Genomic DNA, 19,146 nt, shown 5'->3' with positions numbered 1-19,146 from the left:
TCTTCTGGGTCCTACGGGGCGACGGATGGTCAGAGCAGGGCGGCGCGCGGGCCGTCCGGCTGCTCGAGCCGACGGTTGGTGACCGTACGGGCGATTTCCTGCGACTCGTCGTCGCTCAGCCTGCGGAAACCCTCATCGGTGATGACGGTGACGATGGGATAGATGTGACGGTAGAGGTCCGGACCACCCGTCGCCGAGTCGTCGTCGGCGGCGTCGTACAGCGCCTGCACGACCAGCGTGGTGGCCTGCTCCTCCGTAAGGTCGGGACGGTACAGCTTCTTCATCGAGCCCTTGGCGAAGATCGAGCCCGAACCGGTCGCCGCGAACCCGTGCTCCTCCGAGCGACCGCCGGTCACGTCGTAGGAGAAGATCCGACCCTTCTCCTTGGCCTCGTCGTACCCCGCGAACAGCGGCACGACGGCCAGCCCCTGCATCGCCATCCCCAGATTGCTCCGGATCATGGTCGAGAGCCGGTTCGCCTTGCCCTCCAGCGAGAGGGTCGTCCCCTCCACCTTCTCGAAGTGCTCCAGCTCCAGCTGGAACAGCTTCACCATCTCCACGGCGAGACCGGCCGTACCGGCGATGCCGACGGCGGAGTACTCGTCGGCCGGGAACACCTTCTCGATGTCCCGCTGCGCGATCATGTTCCCCATGGTCGCCCGCCGGTCACCGGCGAGCACGACCCCGCCGGGGAAGGTGACGGCCACGATGGTCGTCCCGTGCGGCGCCTCGACGATCCCCTCCGGCAACTTGCGATTGCCGGGGAGCATCTCGGGCGAGTGCGCCCCCAGGAAGTCCATGAAGGACGAGGACCCCGGCGTCAGGAAGGCTGCCGGTAGACGCCCTGTGCTACGAGTGTTGGGTTCCACAGGTTTCCTTCCACGTAAGCGGCTGCACGCCGTATGACGTCCGGCCGATCCTTGAACTGCCCCAGTGCGGCGTTACAGCTGAAGCACAGTACGCCTCGGACCTTACCCGTCTGATGATCGTGATCAACGTGCTCCGGAGGAGCCTCTTGGCAGATCCCGCAGAGGCCCCCTTGCGCTGCGATCATCAGGTCGCGCTCCTCCTCGGTGATGCCGTAGGAACGCTTGAGATGACCCGCCCTGCCCTGGATGGCTCGGCAGGCCTTGCATCGGGTGGACAGTCCGTCGGAGGCTGTGGCGTTCTTGTGCCACTCACTGTGCTGTTTGGCCTCTCCGCACAGCCGGCAGAGCTTCCACCCCACCGGCACCTCCACCTTCTCTTTGACGGCCTTGCCGATCGCCGCCTGTCGGCGCCGGTAGTGCTGAGCGCTGTAGGCGGCCGCGCATTCCCGGCACCTGGGCTGGAGGCCGTCTCCGCGATTGCGGTCTGAGGCGAATCCGCTCAGCGGCACGTCCCGGCCGCACCCGCGGCACCACTTCGTTCCCTTGGACATGTCGCAACAGTGGCGGATTCGCCTCAGATTCGAAGTTATTCGCCGCCTTTTTGTACGAAACTCCGAACGAAATCCTCGGCGTTTTCCTCGAGCACATCATCGATTTCGTCAAGTACCGAGTCGACGTCGTCCGAGAGCTTTTCCTGGCGTTCCTTGAGGTCGGTCGATTCCTCGACCGCGGCCTCCTCGACCTCCTCGGTCGAGCGCGTCGCCTTCTGCTGTCCGCCGCCGGTGTCCTTGGTCGCCATGTCTACCTCACCCCGCTCGGTTCGCACGCTCACGTCGAGTGGTCCCGGACCGGGACCACTCCCAAGATCAGACCTTATGCCGGACCCTACAAGGAGGGTCCGACATTCGTCCCCGCACTTTCACAACGTCCGGGTGTTCCCATGATTCCCAAAACGGGGCCCTTTCAGCCCCGACCGGGGTCCGGAAAGCGTTGGGCGCCCGCTCAGCGCCCCGACAGCACCCGTACCAGGTCCTCCGCCGTGCGGCAGCGGTCCAGGAGCTCCTTCACGTGCGCCCGCGTCCCCCGCAGGGGCTCCAGGGTGGGCACGCGCTGGAGGGAGTCGTGGCCCGGGAGGTCGAAGATCACCGAGTCCCAGGAGGCCGCCGCCACGTCGTCCGCGTACTGCTCCAGGCACCGGCCCCGGAAATAGGCCCGGGTGTCCTCCGGGGGCTTGCCCTCGGCCCGCTCCACCGCCGGCTCCTCCAGCAGCCGTTTGATCTTGCCGCGGGCCACCAGGCGGTTGTACAGACCCTTCTCAGGGCGTACGTCCGCGTACTGGAGGTCCACCAGGTGTAGCCGGGCGGCGTCCCAGTCGAGGCCGTCGCGCCTGCGGTAGCCCTCCAGCAGTTCTCGTTTCGCGATCCAGTCGAGCTCCCCCGACAGGCTCATCGGGTCGGTCTCCAGCCGGCCCAGGACGTCCTCCCACCGAGTGAGGACGTCCTTGGTCTGCTCGTCCGCGTCCGTCCCGAACCGCTCGTCCACGTACTTGCGGGCCAGCTCGAAGTACTCCATCTGCAGTTGCACGGCGGTGAGTGTCCGACCGCTGCGCAGCGTGATGAGGTGCTGGAGGTCTGGGTCGTGGGAGACCTGGTGGAGGGTGCGTACGGGCTGGTCGACGGCGAGGTCGACGTTGATGAAGCCGTCTTCGATCATGGACAGGACCAGGGCGGTCGTGCCCAGTTTCAGGTAGGTGGAGATCTCCGAGAGGTTGGCGTCGCCGATGATCACGTGGAGTCGGCGGTACTTCTCGGCGTCGGAGTGCGGCTCGTCGCGCGTGTTGATGATGGGGCGCTTGAGGGTGGTCTCCAGGCCGACCTCGACTTCGAAGTAGTCGGCGCGCTGGCTGATCTGGAAACCGTGGTCGCGGCCGTCCTGGCCGATGCCGACGCGTCCGGCGCCGGTGACCACCTGGCGGGAGACGAAGAAGGGGGTCAGGTGGCGCACGATGTCCGAGAAGGGGGTCTCCCGCTTCATCAGGTAGTTCTCGTGCGTGCCGTAGGAGGCGCCCTTGTTGTCGGTGTTGTTCTTGTAGAGGTGGATGGGTTGGGCGCCGGGGAGCTGGGCGGCGCGTTCGGCGGCCTCGGCCATGATCCGCTCGCCGGCTTTGTCCCAGAGGACGGCGTCGAGCGGGTTGGTGATCTCCGGGGAGCTGTATTCGGGGTGGGCGTGGTCGACGTAGAGGCGGGCGCCGTTGGTGAGGATCACGTTGGCGAGGCCGATGTCCTCGTCGGTCAGCTGGCTGTTGTCGGCGGCCTCGCGGGCGAGGTCGAAGCCACGGGCGTCCCGCAGCGGGTTCTCCTCCTCGAAGTCCCAGCGGGCTCGGCGCGCCCGGTGCATCGCCGCCGCGTAGGCGTTGACGATCTGGGACGAGGTGAGCATGGCATTGGCGTTCGGGTGTCCCGGGACGGAGATCCCGTACTCCGTCTCGATCCCCATTACTCGCCGTACGGTCATGCGGCCCTCCTTGCCCGGCGGCGCTCCCGTCCGGGAGCGGCGCTCAAGTACCGCTGGTGCTCCGATGCGTCGTGTGCGGCGTCCGTCCCCGCACTGCGCGACCTGCGGTAGGGACGAGCCTAGAACCACTCCGCGCTGGTGGGGAGATCATTTCGGTCATTGAATTTGTCCTGCCACCGGCTGGAAAAGCAGTCGGTAAAGCGGTCGGCTGCGGGTGCCCCGGTCGGGACATCCGCAGCCGCCCCGCTTTGTCAGAGGTACTGACCGGTGTTTGCCACCGTGTCGATGGAGCGTCCGGTGTCCGCGCCTTGCTTTCCGGTGACGAGGGTGCGGATGAATACGATCCGCTCGCCCTTCTTTCCGGAGATTCGGGCCCAGTCGTCCGGGTTGGTGGTGTTGGGCAGGTCCTCGTTCTCCTTGAACTCGTCCACGCAGGCCTGGAGGAGGTGGGCGACCCTCAGGCCCTTCTGGTTGTGTTCGAGGAAGGCCTTGATCGCCATCTTCTTGGCCCGGTCCACGATGTTCTGGATCATGGCTCCGGAGTTGAAGTCCTTGAAGTAGAGGACTTCCTTGTCGCCGTTGGCGTACGTGACCTCGAGGAAGCGGTTCTCCTCGGTTTCGGCGTACATCTGCTCGACGACCGTCTGGATCATGCTGTGGACGGTGCCGGCCGTGGATCCCTGGTGCTCGGACAGGTCGTCCGTGTGCAGGGGCAGGGAGGCCTTGAGGTACTTCGCGAAGATGTCCTTCGCGGCCTCGGCGTCCGGGCGCTCGATCTTGATCTTCACGTCGAGGCGGCCGGGGCGCAGGATGGCCGGGTCGATCATGTCCTCGCGGTTGGAGGCGCCGATGACGATGACGTTCTCCAGGCCTTCCACGCCGTCGATCTCGGCGAGCAGCTGGGGGACGATGGTGTTCTCCACGTCCGAGCTGACGCCGGATCCGCGGGTGCGGAAGAGGGATTCCATCTCGTCGAAGAAGACGATGACGGGTGTCCCTTCGCTCGCCTTCTCGCGTGCACGTTGGAAGACGAGGCGGATGTGCCGCTCGGTCTCGCCGACGTACTTGTTGAGGAGTTCGGGGCCCTTGATGTTGAGGAAGTAGGACTTCCCGGTGGGTCGGCCGGTGACTTCGGCGACCTTCTTGGCAAGGGAGTTGGCGACGGCCTTGGCGATGAGCGTCTTGCCGCAGCCGGGGGGGCCGTAGAGCAGGATGCCCTTCGGCGGGCGCAGTTCATGCTCTTTGAAGAGGTCGGGGTAGAGGTAGGGGAGTTCGACGGCGTCGCGGATCAGTTCGATCTGGTCGCCCAGGCCGCCGATCTTGTCGTAGTCGATGTCCGGGACCTCTTCGAGGACGAGGTCTTCGACCTCGCTCTTGGGGACCACTTCGTAGACGTAGCCGGAGCGGGGTTCGAGGAGCAGGGCGTCGCCGGGGCGGATGGTGATGTCCAGGAGCGGCTCGGCGAGCCTCACCACCCTTTCCTCGTCGGTGTGCCCGATGACCAGGGCGCGCTCGCCGTCCTCGAGGATCTCCTTGAGGGTGACGATGTCCCCGGCGCGCTCGAATTCCATGGCTTCGACCACGTTGAGCGCTTCGTTGAGCATGACCTCCTGGCCGCGCCGGAGCTCTTCCGGGTCGACGCTGGGGCTGACGTTCACGCGGAGTTTTCGCCCTCCGGTGAAGATGTCGACGGTGCCGTCCTCGTTGGCTTGCAGGAAGACACCGAAGCCGGCCGGCGGCTGCGCGAGCCGGTCGACTTCTTCCTTGAGGGCCACGATCTGGTCGCGGGCCTCACGGAGGGTATTCGCCAGTCGTTCGTTCTGCGCGGATACGCCGGCCAGATTCGTCTGGAGCTCGACGATCCGCTCTTCGAGAATCCTCGTGTGACGCGGAGAGTCGGCGAGCTTGCGTCGCAGGACGGCGATTTCCTGCTCGAGATAGGCAACCTGGCCGGCGGGGTCCTCGGACCCTCGCCCGGGCCGGATGCCGCGGTTGATGTCGTCGTCGTGGGCTGCCACGGTCCTCACCTCCTCCAAGGGGAGCTGGACGCTTCCTGACCCTACCTGGGCTGGTGGTGATTGAAACCCCTAGATCACAAAGACGGTAGGGGTGTGTCCGATCTTCACCCTTGCGTACTCCCTCTCGCCAAGGAAATACCCACCCAGCAGCATCGGAAAGCAGCCGGTTGTAAGGTCGAAGCGTTCAACACCCGTCAGGGCCCGCGCGACTTGTCGCGAGTTGTGACCGGGATGGATCACTCAGTGCAGGGAACGGCAGGAGATATGACCGTGCAGCAGGAGGCAACCTCCGACCAGACCGCGGGCGCCGGCGAGGCCGAGGCGCCGCTGGAGGTGTGGATCGACCAGGACCTGTGCACCGGCGACGGGATCTGCGTGCAGTACGCCCCGGAGGTGTTCGAGCTGGACATCGACGGTTTGGCGTACGTGAAGAGCGCGGAGGACGAGCTCCTCCAGGACCCGGGGGCGACGACTCCGGTTCCGCTGACGCTGCTGCGGGACGTGGTCGATTCGGCGAAGGAGTGCCCGGGTGACTGCATTCACGTTCGCCGCGTTTCGGACCGGGTCGAGGTGTACGGCCCTGACGCGGAGTGACGGTTCACACGCTCCCGGGGCGTGAGTCGGTAAGCTCCTGGCGGAATTTTCCGCCCGTCCAGCGCCACTTGGCGAGCTGTTCGACGTCGGGGCTGTAGCGCGGGACCGCCGGCGAGGAGTAGCCGTGGAGACGCGCCGTCACGGTGCGGTCGCTGATGGTGAGATCGGTGGCGGTCTGTCGGCGGCCCGCTTCGAGCAGGGTGGCCACCACGCGGGGGCGGGCTCCTTGGGCCTTGTCCAGGGTGAGGACGTAGAGGGCGTGGGGTGGCGTGCCGGAGCCCGCGTCGCAGCGGACGGCGGCCACGGTTTCGGGGCGTCCGTCGCCGTCGAGGTCGCCTTGGGCGGTGGCCGTGACGGCCTGCGGGATTCCCTTGCAGTCCAGCGGGTAGGTGACGGCGTGCGCGTCGGGGGCGGCGGCCGGGGGGCCCGCGGGCGCCGCCGCGGCGGCGGTGGTGACCGACGCCCCGGTGGCGGGCCCCGGCTGGAGGAGGCCCGCGCCGGCTATGACGGCGGCCATGGCGGTGGCCGTGGCGACCCAGTGGATGGGTCTGGCGCCACCGTGGGCCAGGGTGTCCAGTTCGGGGGCCGGCTCGGTGGGGCTGTACAGCACGCGGGGTGTCTCCTGTGCGAAGGGTGACGCGGTGCCAGCATCGTGCCACACCTCACACCGGGGTGGAACGGGTGGGTCCGGACCGGTGTCGGCGGCGGCCGCCCCCGCCGTCCCCGTCAACGAAAAGGCGCTGTGGCGCAGTTCCCGTTTCGGTGGGGGAACTGCGCCACAGCGCTTTCGTGTTGGGGTCCGCGCCGGGCGGCCGCGAGCCGGGTGGGTCAGTCGCGGTCGCCGCCGCGGCTCTGGCTGCCCGGGCCGTCGTAGTCCTCGCCGTACGCGCCCTTGGAGGGGCGGCGGCGGCGCATGGGGGGTTCGACGCCGTCGGCGAGGCGGCGGGCGGTGACGAGGAAGCCGGTGTGGCCGATCATCCGGTGGTCCGGGCGGACGGCGAGGCCTTCGACGTGCCAGTTGCGGATCATCGATTCCCAGGGCTGCGGTTCGGCGTAGCAGCCGAATTCGCGGATGGACTCGACGGTGCGCGAGAGCTGGGTGGTGGTGGCCACGTAGCAGCAGAGGATGCCGCCGGGGACGAGGGCCTTGGAGACGGCCTCCAGGCACTCCCAAGGGGCGAGCATGTCCAGGATGACGCGGTCGACGTCGGTGTCGGACAAGTTGTCCTGGAGGTCGCCGACGGTCAGCTGCCACGCGGGGTGGGGGCCGCCGAAGTAGCGCTCGACGTTGGCGGTCGCGATCTCGGCGAAGTCCGCGCGGCGCTCGTAGCTGTGGAGCATGCCCTGGTCGCCGATGGCGCGCAGCAGGAAGCTGCTCAGGGAGCCGGAGCCGACGCCGGCTTCGACGACGCGGGCGCCGGGGAAGATGTCGGCGAAGGCCAGGATCTGGCCGGCGTCCTTGGGGTAGACCACGGCGGCACCGCGGGGCATGGACAGGACATAGTCGGGGAGCAGGGGGCGCAGCGCGAGGTAGGCGACGTTTCCCGTGGTACGGACAACACTGCCCTCGGGAGCACCGATCAGCTCGTCGTGCGGGAAGGAACCCTTGTGGGTGTGGAAATTCTTCCCGGCTTCGAGCGTGAACGTGTAGTGGCGGCCCTTGGGGTCGGTGAGCTGAACCTGGTCCCCGACCTCGAAGGGCCCGCGTCGGCGGGCGGCACCGGTCGGTTCGGACATGTGACCAGTGTATTGGCTTCAGGGCTGGGGCCGCGCCATGGCCTTCACGAAGGCCTTTTCGACGTCCGTGGTGGACAGGACCCCGTAGATCCGGCCGCCGGGTTCGAGGACGAGGTATTCGGTGGCGGGGGTGGCGCGGAGGTGGTCGAGGAGGTCTTCGCCGGTGAGGTCGGCCGAAACCTTCATGCCGTCGGTGAGGTCTTGGGAGAGGGTGCTGACGGCGATCCAGGGGCGGCGGTGTTCGGGGACGGAGGCGATGGCCGTTTCGCGGACGATGGCGGTGGGGTCGCCTTGGCCGTCGACGACGACGAGTGCGCGGGCCCCGGCTTCGTTGGCGCGGCGGAGGGCCTCGGAGAGGGGGGTGGCGTTCTCGACGGGGATGGCGCGGCGGGTGAGGGCGCGGGCCTGGAGTTCGGGGAGGTGTTGGCGCAGGCGGGCCATGCGCAGGCTGTTGCCGGCGCCGGTCCAGATGATCGCGGCGAGGATCGCGGCGAGGAGGGCGTCCATGACGGTTTCCATGCCGCCGATCTCCTGGCCGCGGTTGCCGAGGAGCCCGGTCTGGGTGACCAGGGGCAGGCCGATGAGAACGGTGACGGCGAGGCCGCGGCCGACCCAGGCGGCGGTGACGGTGCCGGTCATGGGTTTCCCGGTGATGCCCCAGATGACGGCGCGGAGCATGCGTCCGCCGTCGAGGGGGAGGCCGGGGAGGAGGTTGAAGGCGGCGACGAGGAGGTTGGAGATCATGAGGCCGGCGAGGAGGACGCCGGGGACGGTGGGGGCGTCGACGGCTTCCATGCCGAGGTAGAAGGCTCCGGCGAGGAGGAGGGAGAGGAGCGGGCCGACCGAGGCGAGGACGAATTCGCGGACGGGGGTTTCGGCTTCCTTCTCGATCTCGGAGACTCCGCCGAAGAACTGGAGCCGGATGCGGCGCACGGGGAGGCGGAAGCGCAGGGCGGCGACGGTGTGCGCGAGTTCGTGGACGAGCACGGAGGCGTAGAAGGCCACGGCGAAGAAGAGGGAGACGAGGTAGCGGGCCGGTCCGAGTTCGGGCAGGACGCGGTCGAGCTGGTTGCCGAAGACCCAGGTGATGAGGGCGGCGACCAGGAACCAGCTGGGCGAGACGTAGACGGGTACGCCGAAGGGGCGGCCCATGAGGAGTCCGCCGCCCGGGTCGGAGCGCTTGGGTGCGCGCTCGCCGGTTTCGTCGGTGTCTGGCACGGCTGTCCTTCGTTCGGTGCTGTCCGGTGGGGCGGTTCGCCGGGTGGTGTGGGGGGCGTGGGGCCGGGCGCTGTGCGGGTGGGTCGTGGGGTGGTAGCGCGGTGTGATGCTCTGATCATGCAGTGCGAGGGGGCTTCGAGTCGATGGTATGCGCGTGCTGTCGGTGGCGGGTCGTAGGGTTTTACGCATGACGACGAGCCCCGGTCCTGTTCCCGGCGTGGCCGCCGCCGATGCCGATGCCGCGCCCGATGGGTCGGCGGGCGCGGTGCGGCCTGCTTCGCTGTCCCCTTCGCGGGCCGGCGACTTCATGCGGTGTCCGCTGCTGTACCGGTTCCGGGTGATCGACAAGTTGCCGGAGAAGCCGAGCGCGGCGGCGACGCGGGGGACGCTGGTGCACGCGGTGTTGGAGCGGCTCTTCGACCATCCCGCGCACGAGCGGACGGCGCCGCGGGCGAAGGCGTTGATCCCGGCGCAGTGGGACCGGTTGCTGGAGTCCAAGCCGGAGCTGACGGATCTGTTCCCGGCGGGTGACGGGGGCGAGGGGTTGGCGCGCTGGCTGACGGAGGCCGAGGCGCTGGTGGAGCGGTGGTTCACGTTGGAGGACCCGACGCGGCTGGAGCCGGTGGAGCGGGAGTTCTTCGTGGAGACGGAACTGGAGTCGGGGCTGCGGCTGCGCGGGATCATCGACCGGGTGGACGTGGCGCCGACCGGCGAGGTCCGGATCGTGGACTACAAGACGGGCAAGGCGCCGCGGTCGGAGTACGCGGAGGGCGCCCTGTTCCAGATGAAGTTCTACGCGCTGGTGGTGTGGCGGTTGAAGGGGGTGGTGCCCCGGCGGTTGCAGTTGGTGTACCTGGGCAGCGGCGACGTGTTGACGTACGACCCGGTGGTGGCGGACCTGGAGCGGGTGGAGCGAAAGCTGCTGGCGCTGTGGGACGCGATCGTGGAGGCGACGGAGACGGGTGTGTGGCGGCCGCGGCCGACGAAGCTGTGCGGCTGGTGTGATCATCAGGCGGTGTGTCCAGAGTTCGGTGGGACTCCCCCCGTGTATCCGCTGGAGATCGTTTCGAGGGCGGACGCGGAGGCCACGGGGCCCGGGGCGTCCTGATCGTCGGGTCAGGGCAGAATGGCGGGGCCCGTCGAAGCCGCCGTTCGAAGATGTCGAAGATGAGGTATCCCTGTGGCGATCCGCGTCCTGCTGGTCGATGACCAACCGCTGTTGCGCACCGGCTTCCGGATGATTTTGGAGGCGGAGCCGGATCTGGCGGTGGTCGGTGAGGCCGGGGACGGTCTCCAGGCGCTGGAGCAGGTGCGGGCGCTACAGCCCGACGTGGTGCTGATGGACATCCGGATGCCGCGGATGGACGGGGTGGAGGCGACGCGGCAGATCACGGGGCCGGGGCGGGACGGGCCGGCGAAGGTGTTGGTGCTGACCACGTTCGATCTGGACGAGTACGTGGTGGAGGCGCTGCGGGCGGGGGCGAGCGGTTTCCTGCTGAAGGACGCCCCGGCGAACGAGCTGGTGCAGGCGATCCGGGTGGTGGCGGGCGGTGAGGCGATGTTGGCGCCGAGCATCACGCGGCGGCTGCTGGACAAGTACGCGGGGCACCTGCCGTCGGGCGCGGAGAGCGTCCCGGACGCTTTGGGCACGCTGACGGAGCGCGAGGTGGAGGTGCTCAAGCTGGTGGCCCGGGGCCTGTCGAACGCGGAGATCGCGGCGGACCTGTTCGTCAGCGAGACCACGGTGAAGACGCATGTGGGGCACGTGTTGACGAAGCTGGGCCTGCGCGACCGCGTCCAGGCCGCCGTGTACGCGTACGAGAGCGGTCTGGTCCGCCCGGGGGCGCAGTAGCCCCGGCCGGCCGGTGACGGCGACGGGCCGGCAGCCGCGTGACGCGGTCGCCGGCCCGTTCGCGTGCGTGCCTCAGCCCTTGCTGATCTCCCAGAAGCGGAAGACGGTCGAGGCGTCGAGCGACCACTGGAGGCCGGTCACGTTCTGCCGGGTGACGGCGTACTGCTTGCCCTGCCAGAGCGGGAGCAGCGGGATCTCGTCGGCGACGATGTCCTGGAGCCGGGTGAAGTCGGTGGTGGCGGAGGTGCGGTCGGACTTCGCGGAGGTCGAGGGGATGATGGTCCCGCTGATCTCCTTGTTGTCGTAGTTGTTGTGCAGGACGTTGTCCGGGCCGAAGAACGGCTGGGTGAAGTTGTCGGCGTCCGGGTAGTCGGGCACCCAGCCCTTCACGTAGACGCCGTACTTGCCTGCTTCGATGTCCTTCTCGTACTGCTCGAACTCGACGGACTTGACGTCGGCTTCGAAGAGGCCGCTGTCGTTGAGCTGCTTGGCGATGAGCTGGAGTTCCTGGTCGGTGGCCGGCCCGTAGCGGGTGGGCGTCGAGTACAGGGTGAGCTTCACCTTGCCGGTGAGGTTGGCGGCGCGCAGCGCGTTCTTGGCCTTCTCGACCTGGGGGCTGCCGCCGTAGCGGTCGAAGAAGGCGGTGTTGTGGGAGGCGATGCCGGCGGGGACGACCGAGTACAGGGAGGTGGCGGTGCCGTCGTAGACCTGCTTGATGATCGCTTCGCGGTCGACGAGGTAGGCGATGGCCTTGCGGACGGGGAGCTTGCCGGCGACCGGGTCGTTCATGTTGAAGACGAGGTGCTGGACTTCGGCGCCGGTGCCCTGGACGACTTCGACCTTCTGGTCGCCGGTCTTGTTGGCGAGGGTGGCGATGTCCTTGGCGGCGAGGCCGCGGAAGGCGAAGTCGACGTCGCCGCTTTCCAGGACCCGCTTGAGGGCGGCCTGGTCGTCGTTGAAGAACTTCAGGGTCACGCCGGTGTTCTTCGGCTTGGCCTTGCCGCTGTAGGAGTCGTTGACCGAGAAGTTGGCGCTCTTGTCGCTGATGGAGTCGAGCTTGTAGACGCCGGAGCCGGTGGCCTTGCCGTCGGTGCGGAGCTTGTCGGCCGGGTACTGGGTGTGGTCGACGATGGCGCCGGCGCCGGCCGCGATCTTGCTGGGGAAGGTCGCGTCGGAGGTCTTGAGGCGGAAGACGACGGTCTTCGCGTCGGGGGTCTCGATGCCGGAGATCGAAGAAAGCATGACGGCCGGGCCGTTGGCGTCATTGATCTTCAGGGTGCGCTCGAAGGAGTACTTGACGTCCTTGGAGGTGAGGCCGTCGCCGTTGCTGAACTTCAGCCCGGCGCGCAGGACGCACTTGTAGACCTTGCTGTCGGCGCCTTCGAAGCCGCAGCTCTGGGCGGCGTCGGGCTCGGGGGTGGTGCCGCCCTTGGGGAAGGTCAGCAACGACTGGAAGACGTTGTTGAAGAGGAGCCAGGAACCCGGGTCGTAGCCCGACGCGGGGTCGATGGACTTCACCTTGTCGGATATTCCCATGACAACGCCCTTGCCGCTGCCTGCGGCAGAGCCATCCTGCGACCCGCAACCGCTGAGCAGCGCGGCGGCGGTTGCGGCGCCGAGCGGGGCTGCCAACCACTGGTTACGTCTCATCACGCGAACGTCCTTCACAGTCGTACTGTTCCGTTGCGCCGGCCCGCGACACCCGCTGCCGGCTGGTGCCTTGCTCAGCCGCCGACGCCCCGGCCGAGTTCCCACAGCTGGAGGTCGGAGATGGCGTTGACCGACCACTCCGCCCCGGTGATCTCGTCGCGTGCGGCGACGTACTGCTTGCCCTGCCACAGGGGCAGGACGGGGACGTCGTCGGCGACGATGTCCTGCATCTCCGTGATCGCGGGTACGGCGACCGTGCGGTCGGCCGCGCGCCGGGATTCGGGGATGAGCCTGGTGCGTACGGCGGCGTTGGCGTACGGCGTGCCCAGGAAGTTGTCCTGCTCCAGGAACGGGGCGAGGAAGTTGTCGGCGTCCGGGTAGTCGGGGAACCAGCCGAGCCCGTAGGCGGCGTAGTCGCCCTTCTTCTGCGCGGGCCGGTAGTCGGCCCAGGCGTTGCCCTGGACGGTGACGTCGAACAGCTGGGTGGAGTTCAGCTGGGTCTTGAGTTCGTCGAACTCGGCGGCGGTGCCGTCACCGTAGTGGTCGGTGGTGTAGTTGAGGGTGAGCTTGACGGGGGTCTTGATCCCGGCGCTGCGCAACAGGTCGGCGGCCTTGGCGGTGTTGGCCTCGCCGTACTTGTTGAAGAAGGAGTTCACGTGTCCCGTGACGGTGGTGGGGACCAGTGAGTACAGGGGCTGCGCGGCCTTGCCGTAGACCTTGTCGATCAGGGCGTTGCGGTCGACGGCGGCGGCGAGGGCCTGCCGGACGGCCTTGTCCTTGACGACGGGGGCGTCGGTGTTGAAGCCGAGGTAGCGGATTTCCAGGCCGGGCAGCGGGACCAGTTTGACGCCCTTGGGCGGCTTCGCGGAGAACGCGCTGATCTGGGCGGGCGACAGGGTGCGGGAGACCATCTGGACGGCGCCGTCGCGCAGGGCGTTGCCCATGCTCTCGGAGTCGGCGAAGGAGCGCAGTTCGACCTTGTCGTTCTGGAGCTTGATGTCGCCCTGGTAGTGCGGGTTCTTGGTGAAGACGGCGCGGACGAGCTGGTTTCCCTTGACTTCGGCCTTCATGGTGTACGGGCCTGAGCCGTCCACGGCGAAGCCGGGCCGGAGCTTCTTGGCGTCGTAGTCCTTGGCGCTGACGATGCCGGCGGCCGGGGTGGAGAGCTTGTACGGGAAGGTCGCGTCGGCGGTCTTGAGGTGGAAGACGACGGTGTCGGCGCTCTTGGCCTCGACGGTGTCGATGCTGGAGAGCAGCGAGGAGGGGCCGTTCTCGGCCTTGATGGCGAGGACGCGGTCGATGGAGAACTTGACGTCCTTGGCCGTCAGCGGGTCACCGCTCGCGAAGGTGAGTCCGGGGCGCAGGGTGCAGCGGTAGCTCTCGTTGCCGCTGTCGGTGAAGCGGCAGTCGGAGGCCGCTTCGGGGACGGGCCGGCCGCCGCCTCGGGGGGTGTGCATCAGCGTCTGGACGGTCTGGCGAAGGACGTTCCAGGCGCCGGCGTCGTAGGCGTAGGCGGGGTCGAAGGGGGCGGGGGCGTAGTCGGCGGCTTCGAACCGGTCGGTGGTGCCGACGACGATGGCCCCGGAGGCGGCTCCTCCTCCGCTCGCGCTGCCGCAGGCGGACAGCGCGGGGGTGAGCAGGCCTATCGCGGCCGTCAGCACCATGGTCTTGCGGTTCATGCTGGAAGTACTCCCTCACCCGGCACTTGCTCAAAGCGGCGTTGAGGGCACTTCGCGACGGTCGCCCGTTCAGGGCGGAACGATCGGGCCGGTGTGTGACGATCGGTCCACGCGGTACCGGCACAGGGGTGTGTCTCCGGTACAGCTGAGGTGCGGCGCGGTGCCCGGCGTCGACATTAGTGGCCTGGGACGGGATGGCTGGAACTGGCAGGAGTTGGGGCGTAACCGGACGGTCATGGGCGCGGACTGACCGTTCGTGCCGGAGTGGGCGCAGAGGGGGTCAGGAGCTGATCAATCCGGACACAAGGGAACGGTTCGGGGCGTGCGGGAGGGCCCGGAACGGTTCCGCCGGGTGACCAAGCTCACCTACGGCAACTACCCGCACAGGGATGGAATTTCGGCCTCCGTCGCGCCGCACGGAAGATTCTTCCGCCGACCCCCGCCGGCGCCCCGTTCCATTCGGTACGCAGCGTGCGCGTTCAGTTCATCGGAGTGATGAGCGAGCGCAGGAACGCGAGGTCCACTTCCTCCAGGGAGCGCACGATGGTGCGGCCGGGGGCGGCCGGGATCAGTCCCACGGAGGGCACGGCCACGACCCGGCATCCGGCGGCCTCGGCGGCGGCGACGCCGGTGGCGGTGTCCTCGATCACGGCGCAGCGCGAGGGGTGCGCGCCGAGGGCCTGGGCGGCGAGGAGGTACGGGTCGGGGTGCGGCTTGGTGCGGGGCACCTCGTCGCCGGCGATCGTCATGGTGAAGCGGTCGCGGCCGAGGGTGAGCAGCACCCGGTCGATGACGCGGCGGTGGGAGGCGGAGACGAGTGCGGTGGGCACGTTGTGCCGGGCCAGCTCGGACAGCAGCCGCTCGGCGCCGGGCATCAGGGGCACCTGGTCGGCGATCCGCGCCTCGAAGCGCTCGTTGAGGAGGACGCTGAGCTCGGCGAGTTCGATGGCGGCGCCGGTGGACTCGATCAGGAAGGCGGCGCTGCGGCTCATGGGGCCGCCGACGACGATGTCGCGCCAGGCCTCCTCCAGCCGGTGGCCGAGCTCGCGGAAGATCTCCTCCTCGATCTCCCACCAGAACCCCTCGGTGTCGACGAGGGTGCCGTCCATGTCCAGCAGTACCGCCTGCAGGGCCGAACCGTCGGTCGTACGGGTGACGGCGGCGGGAACGGTGCTGGTCATGCGCACACCTCTCGGAGGGGACGAGAAGGCCGGTCACCGCGCTCCCCAGGCGTGCCCGGGGAAAACAGGTGACCGGCCTGTATGGGACCGATCAGTGTACGCCGGTCCGCGTCAGCGTGCGTTGAAATACTTCGCTTCGGGGTGGTGGATGACGATCGCGTCGGTCGACTGCTCGGGGTGGAGCTGGAACTCCTCCGAGAGGTGGACGCCGATGCGCTCCGGCCGGAGCATGTCGGCGATCTTGGCGCGGTCCTCCAGGTCGGGGCAGGCGCCGTAGCCGAGGGAGAAGCGCGCGCCGCGGTACTTGAGGTCGAACATGTCCTCGACCTTGGTCGGGTCCTCGCCGCCGAAGCCGAGCTCGGCGCGGACGCGGGCGTGCCAGTACTCGGCGAGGGCTTCGGCGAGCTGGACGGAGAGGCCGTGGAGCTCCAGGTACTCGCGGTAGGAGTCGGACTCGAACAGCTTGGCCGTGGCCTCGCCGATCTTCGAGCCCACGGTGACCACCTGGAGGCCGACGACGTCGGTTTCGCCGGACTCCTCCGGGCGGAAGAAGTCGGCGAGGCACAGGCGTCGGCCGCGGCGCTGGCGCGGGAAGGTGAAGCGGGTCCGCTCGTTGCCCTGCTCGTCCAGGATGATCAGGTCGTCGCCCTTGGAGACGCAGGGGAAGTAGCCGTAGACGACGGCCGCTTCGAGCAGGTTCTCGGTGTGGAGCTTCTCCAGCAGGCCGCGCAGTCGGGGCCGGCCCTCGGACTCGACGAGTTCCTCGTACGTCGCTCCGCCGGCGCGGGCCTGCTTCAGACCCCACTGGCCCTTGAACAGGGCGCCCTCGTCCAGCCAGGAGGCGTAGTCCTTGAGCGGGATGCCCTTGACGACGCGGGTGCCCCAGAAGGGCGGGGTGGGGACCGGGTTGTCGACGGCGACGTCCGAGCGGCCGCCCGGCTCCTCGGGCTCCTCCGCCTGGGGCAGCGGGGTGTCCCTCTTGGCGACGCGGCGCTGCTTGAGGGGCGGGAGTTCGGCGCCGGGGACGCCGCGCTTGACGGCGATCAGGGCGTCCATCAGGCGCAGGCCCTCGAACGCGTCGCGGGCGTAGCGGACCTCGCCCTCGTAGATCTCGTGGAGGTCCTGTTCGACGTAGGCGCGGGTCAGGGCCGCGCCTCCCAGGATGACCGGGTAGTCGGCGGCCAGCTTGCGCTGGTTGAGCTCCTCCAGGTTCTCCTTCATGATCACGGTCGACTTCACCAGCAGGCCGGACATGCCGATCACGTCGGCCTTGTGTTCCTGGGCGGCTTCCAGGATCGCGGAGACGGGCTGCTTGATGCCGATGTTGACGACGTTGTAGCCGTTGTTGGTCAAGATGATGTCGACGAGGTTCTTGCCGATGTCGTGGACGTCACCGCGGACGGTGGCCAGCACGATCGTGCCCTTGCCGTCGTCATCGGTCTTCTCCATGTGCGGTTCGAGGTAGGCGACGGCCGTCTTCATCACCTCGGCGGACTGTAGGACGAAGGGCAGCTGCATCTGGCCGGAGCCGAACAGTTCACCGACGACCTTCATGCCCTCCAGCAGGGTGTCGTTGACGATGTCCAGGGCGGGGCGGCTGCGCAGGGCCTCGGCCAGGTCGTCCTCCAGGCCGTTCTTCTCCCCGTCGATGATGCGGCGCTGGAGCCGCTCGTCCAGCGGCAGCGCGAGGAGCTCCTCGGCGCGGCCGTCCTTCATCGACTTGGTGTTGACGCCCTCGAAGAGCGCCATCAGCTTCTGGAGCGGGTCGTAGTCCTCGGCGCGCCGGTCGTAGATCAGGTCCAGGGCGGTGGTGACCTGCTCCTCGTCGAAGCGGGCGATCGGCAGGATCTTGCTCGCGTGGACGATCGCGGAGTCCAGGCCCGCCTTGACGCACTCGTCGAGGAAGACGGAGTTCAACAGGACGCGGGCGGCGGGGTTCAGACCGAAGGAGATGTTCGACAGGCCCAGCGTGGTCTGGACGTCGGGGTGGCGCCGCTTGAGCTCGCGGATCGCCTCGATCGTCGCGATGCCGTCCCCCCGGGACTCCTCCTGACCCGTGCAGATGGTGAAGGTGAGGGTGTCGATGAGGATGTCCGACTCGTGGATGCCCCAGTTGCCGGTCAGGTCGTCGATCAGCCGCTCGGCGATGGCCACCTTGTGCTCGACGGTGCGGGCCTGGCCCTCCTCGTCGATGGTCAGCGCGATGAGCGCGGCGCCGTGCTCCCGCGCCAGCGCGGTCACCTTCGCGAACCGGGACTCCGGGCCGTCACCGTCCTCGTAGTTCACCGAGTTGATGACGGCGCGGCCGCCCAGCTTCTCCAGACCCGCCTGGATGACGGGAACCTCGGTGGAGTCCAGGACGATCGGCAGCGTCGAGGCCGTCGCGAAGCGGCCGGCCAGCTCCTTCATGTCGGCCACGCCGTCCCGGCCCACGTAGTCCACGCACAGGTCGAGCATGTGCGCGCCCTCGCGGATCTGGTCGCGGGCCATCTCCACGCAGTCGTCCCAGCGGGCTTCCAGCATCGCCTCGCGGAACTTCTTCGAACCGTTGGCGTTGGTGCGCTCGCCGATCGCCATGTAGGAGGTGTCCTGGCGGAACGGCACCGTCTGGTACAGGGACGACGCGCCCGGTTCGGGCTGCGGCCGGCGCTCCGCCGGGGCCAGGTCGCGGACGCGCTCGACGACCTGGCGCAGGTGCTCGGGCGTGGTGCCGCAGCAGCCGCCGACCAGGGACAGGCCGTACTCGCGCACGAACGTCTCCTGCGCGTCGGCGAGCTCGGGGGCGGACAGCGGGTAGTGGGCGCCGTTCTTGCCCAGCACCGGGAGGCCGGCGTTGGGCATGCAGGACAGCGGGATGCGCGCGTTGCGGGCCAGGTAGCGCAGGTGCTCGCTCATCTCGGCGGGGCCGGTCGCGCAGTTCAGGCCGATCATGTCGATGCCGAGCGGCTCCAGCGCGGTCAGCGCGGCGCCGATCTCCGAACCGAGCAGCATGGTGCCGGTGGTCTCGACGGTGACGGAACAGATCAGGGGCACGCAGACGCCGAGGGCCTCCATCGCGCGGCGGGCGCCGATGATCGAGGACTTGGTCTGGAGGAGGTCCTGGGTGGTCTCCACCAGCAGGGCGTCCGCGCCGCCGGTGATCAGGCCCTCGGCGTTGATCTGGTAGGCGTCGCGGATCGTCGCGTAGTCGATGTGGCCCAGCGTCGGCAGCTTGGTGCCCGGGCCCATCGAGCCGAGCACCCAGCGCTGCCGGCCGGTGGAGGCGGTGAACTCGTCGGCGACCTCGCGGGCGATCCGGGCGCCGGCCTGCGACAACTCGAAGTTGCGGTCGGGGATGTCGTACTCGGCCAGCGCCGCGAAGTTCGCGCCGAACGTGTTGGTCTCCACGCAGTCCACGCCGGCCGCGAAGTACTCGCGGTGCACGTTGGCCACGATGTCGGGGCGCGTCGCGTTCAGGACCTCGTTGCAGCCTTCCAGCTGCTGGAAGTCCTCCATCGTCGGGTCCTGTGCCTGGAGCATGGTCCCCATGGCTCCGTCGGCGACGACCACGCGGGTGGCGAGCGCCTCTCGGAGGGCGTCGGCCCGGGTCTGGGTGTCTGCGGGGGGGTTCGGCAACGAGGCCATGGTCAAGCTCCCTGGGATGCGACGGCTGTCGGCTTTGCGCCCTCGCTGTCTCAAGGGCGCACGCGGTCAGCGTAACCATGTGCGCCGGGACCCGGTGGGGCTGTCCCACGTGGCGGACTGCATTCTTTGGCCTGGCTCCACCGGGGCTCCAGCGGGGGTGGGGGCACCGAGGTGTCCCGAAGACTTCCCCGAGCATGCACAAGGTCGACA

General features: G+C 68.6%; 15 protein-coding genes. 3 read left to right on the top strand and 12 right to left on the bottom strand.

Features of this window, described 5'->3' with window-relative positions; all coding sequences use genetic code 11:
- Nucleotides 1-29 precede the first annotated feature (29 nt).
- From prcB to arc, 5 genes are all read right to left on the bottom strand, one after another.
- Nucleotides 30-869, bottom strand: a complete 840-nt coding sequence (prcB, locus tag ACV7NM_RS25420) for a proteasome subunit beta (RefSeq protein WP_463412448.1) — start codon at nucleotides 867-869, stop codon at nucleotides 30-32.
- Nucleotides 821-1,420 carry an endonuclease VII domain-containing protein gene (locus ACV7NM_RS25415; RefSeq protein WP_463412447.1) on the bottom strand — a complete coding sequence of 200 codons (600 nt, stop codon included), beginning with the start codon at nucleotides 1,418-1,420 and terminating at the stop codon, nucleotides 821-823. The genes prcB and ACV7NM_RS25415 overlap by 49 nt, the downstream gene beginning before the upstream one ends.
- 35 nt (nucleotides 1,421-1,455) lie before the next feature.
- Complete coding sequence (locus tag ACV7NM_RS25410; protein ID WP_030233608.1) at nucleotides 1,456-1,668, bottom strand: ubiquitin-like protein Pup; 213 nt, start codon at nucleotides 1,666-1,668, stop codon at nucleotides 1,456-1,458.
- A 203-nt stretch (nucleotides 1,669-1,871) separates the two neighbouring features.
- Nucleotides 1,872-3,383: a depupylase/deamidase Dop gene (dop, locus tag ACV7NM_RS25405; protein ID WP_463412446.1), complete on the bottom strand. Its 1,512-nt coding sequence runs from the start codon at nucleotides 3,381-3,383 to the stop codon at nucleotides 1,872-1,874.
- A 251-nt stretch (nucleotides 3,384-3,634) separates the two neighbouring features.
- Nucleotides 3,635-5,401: a proteasome ATPase gene (gene arc, locus ACV7NM_RS25400; RefSeq protein ID WP_136211129.1), complete on the bottom strand. Its 1,767-nt coding sequence runs from the start codon at nucleotides 5,399-5,401 to the stop codon at nucleotides 3,635-3,637.
- 264 nt (nucleotides 5,402-5,665) lie between these two features.
- Between arc and ACV7NM_RS25395 the strand changes: the two genes are divergently transcribed.
- On the top strand, nucleotides 5,666-5,995 hold the full coding sequence (locus tag ACV7NM_RS25395; RefSeq protein ID WP_463412445.1) for a ferredoxin: 330 nt from the start codon (nucleotides 5,666-5,668) through the stop codon (nucleotides 5,993-5,995).
- 4 nt (nucleotides 5,996-5,999) lie between these two features.
- Here the strand turns inward: ACV7NM_RS25395 and ACV7NM_RS25390 are convergent, their stop codons facing one another.
- The 3 genes from ACV7NM_RS25390 to ACV7NM_RS25380 form a co-directional block, all read right to left on the bottom strand.
- The gene (locus ACV7NM_RS25390) at nucleotides 6,000-6,605 is read right to left on the bottom strand and encodes a hypothetical protein (protein ID WP_463412444.1); all 606 of its coding nucleotides are present in this window, start codon (nucleotides 6,603-6,605) and stop codon (nucleotides 6,000-6,002) included.
- A 218-nt stretch (nucleotides 6,606-6,823) separates the two neighbouring features.
- Nucleotides 6,824-7,732 (bottom strand): tRNA (adenine-N1)-methyltransferase, encoded by a 909-nt coding sequence (locus ACV7NM_RS25385; RefSeq protein ID WP_463412443.1) that lies wholly within the window; start codon nucleotides 7,730-7,732, stop codon nucleotides 6,824-6,826.
- Between the two features lie 18 nt (nucleotides 7,733-7,750).
- Nucleotides 7,751-8,950, bottom strand: a complete 1,200-nt coding sequence (locus tag ACV7NM_RS25380; protein WP_463412442.1) for a site-2 protease family protein — start codon at nucleotides 8,948-8,950, stop codon at nucleotides 7,751-7,753.
- A 187-nt stretch (nucleotides 8,951-9,137) separates the two neighbouring features.
- Here ACV7NM_RS25380 and ACV7NM_RS25375 point away from each other — a divergent pair, with 187 nt between their 5' ends.
- Nucleotides 9,138-10,058 (top strand): RecB family exonuclease, encoded by a 921-nt coding sequence (locus ACV7NM_RS25375; RefSeq protein WP_463412441.1) that lies wholly within the window; start codon nucleotides 9,138-9,140, stop codon nucleotides 10,056-10,058.
- Nucleotides 10,059-10,130: 72 nt separating this feature from the next.
- Nucleotides 10,131-10,802: a response regulator gene (locus ACV7NM_RS25370; protein ID WP_463412440.1), complete on the top strand. Its 672-nt coding sequence runs from the start codon at nucleotides 10,131-10,133 to the stop codon at nucleotides 10,800-10,802.
- A 72-nt stretch (nucleotides 10,803-10,874) separates the two neighbouring features.
- Here the strand turns inward: ACV7NM_RS25370 and ACV7NM_RS25365 are convergent, their stop codons facing one another.
- The 4 genes from ACV7NM_RS25365 to metH form a co-directional block, all read right to left on the bottom strand.
- Nucleotides 10,875-12,455 carry an ABC transporter substrate-binding protein gene (locus ACV7NM_RS25365; protein WP_463412439.1) on the bottom strand — a complete coding sequence of 527 codons (1,581 nt, stop codon included), beginning with the start codon at nucleotides 12,453-12,455 and terminating at the stop codon, nucleotides 10,875-10,877.
- A 71-nt stretch (nucleotides 12,456-12,526) separates the two neighbouring features.
- Nucleotides 12,527-14,131, bottom strand: coding sequence for an ABC transporter substrate-binding protein (locus tag ACV7NM_RS25360; protein WP_463412438.1), 1,605 nt, complete (start codon nucleotides 14,129-14,131; stop codon nucleotides 12,527-12,529).
- A 479-nt stretch (nucleotides 14,132-14,610) separates the two neighbouring features.
- Nucleotides 14,611-15,312 (bottom strand): HAD family hydrolase, encoded by a 702-nt coding sequence (locus ACV7NM_RS25355; protein ID WP_463412437.1) that lies wholly within the window; start codon nucleotides 15,310-15,312, stop codon nucleotides 14,611-14,613.
- Between the two features lie 111 nt (nucleotides 15,313-15,423).
- On the bottom strand, nucleotides 15,424-18,936 hold the full coding sequence (gene metH / locus ACV7NM_RS25350; protein WP_463412436.1) for a methionine synthase: 3,513 nt from the start codon (nucleotides 18,934-18,936) through the stop codon (nucleotides 15,424-15,426).
- Nucleotides 18,937-19,146 lie beyond the last annotated feature (210 nt).

It is taken from the genome of Streptomyces sp. Tek67B01 (assembly GCF_055231995.1).
Note: the sequence above shows the minus strand (reverse complement) of the source record. Positions and strands in the feature narration are given on the sequence as shown.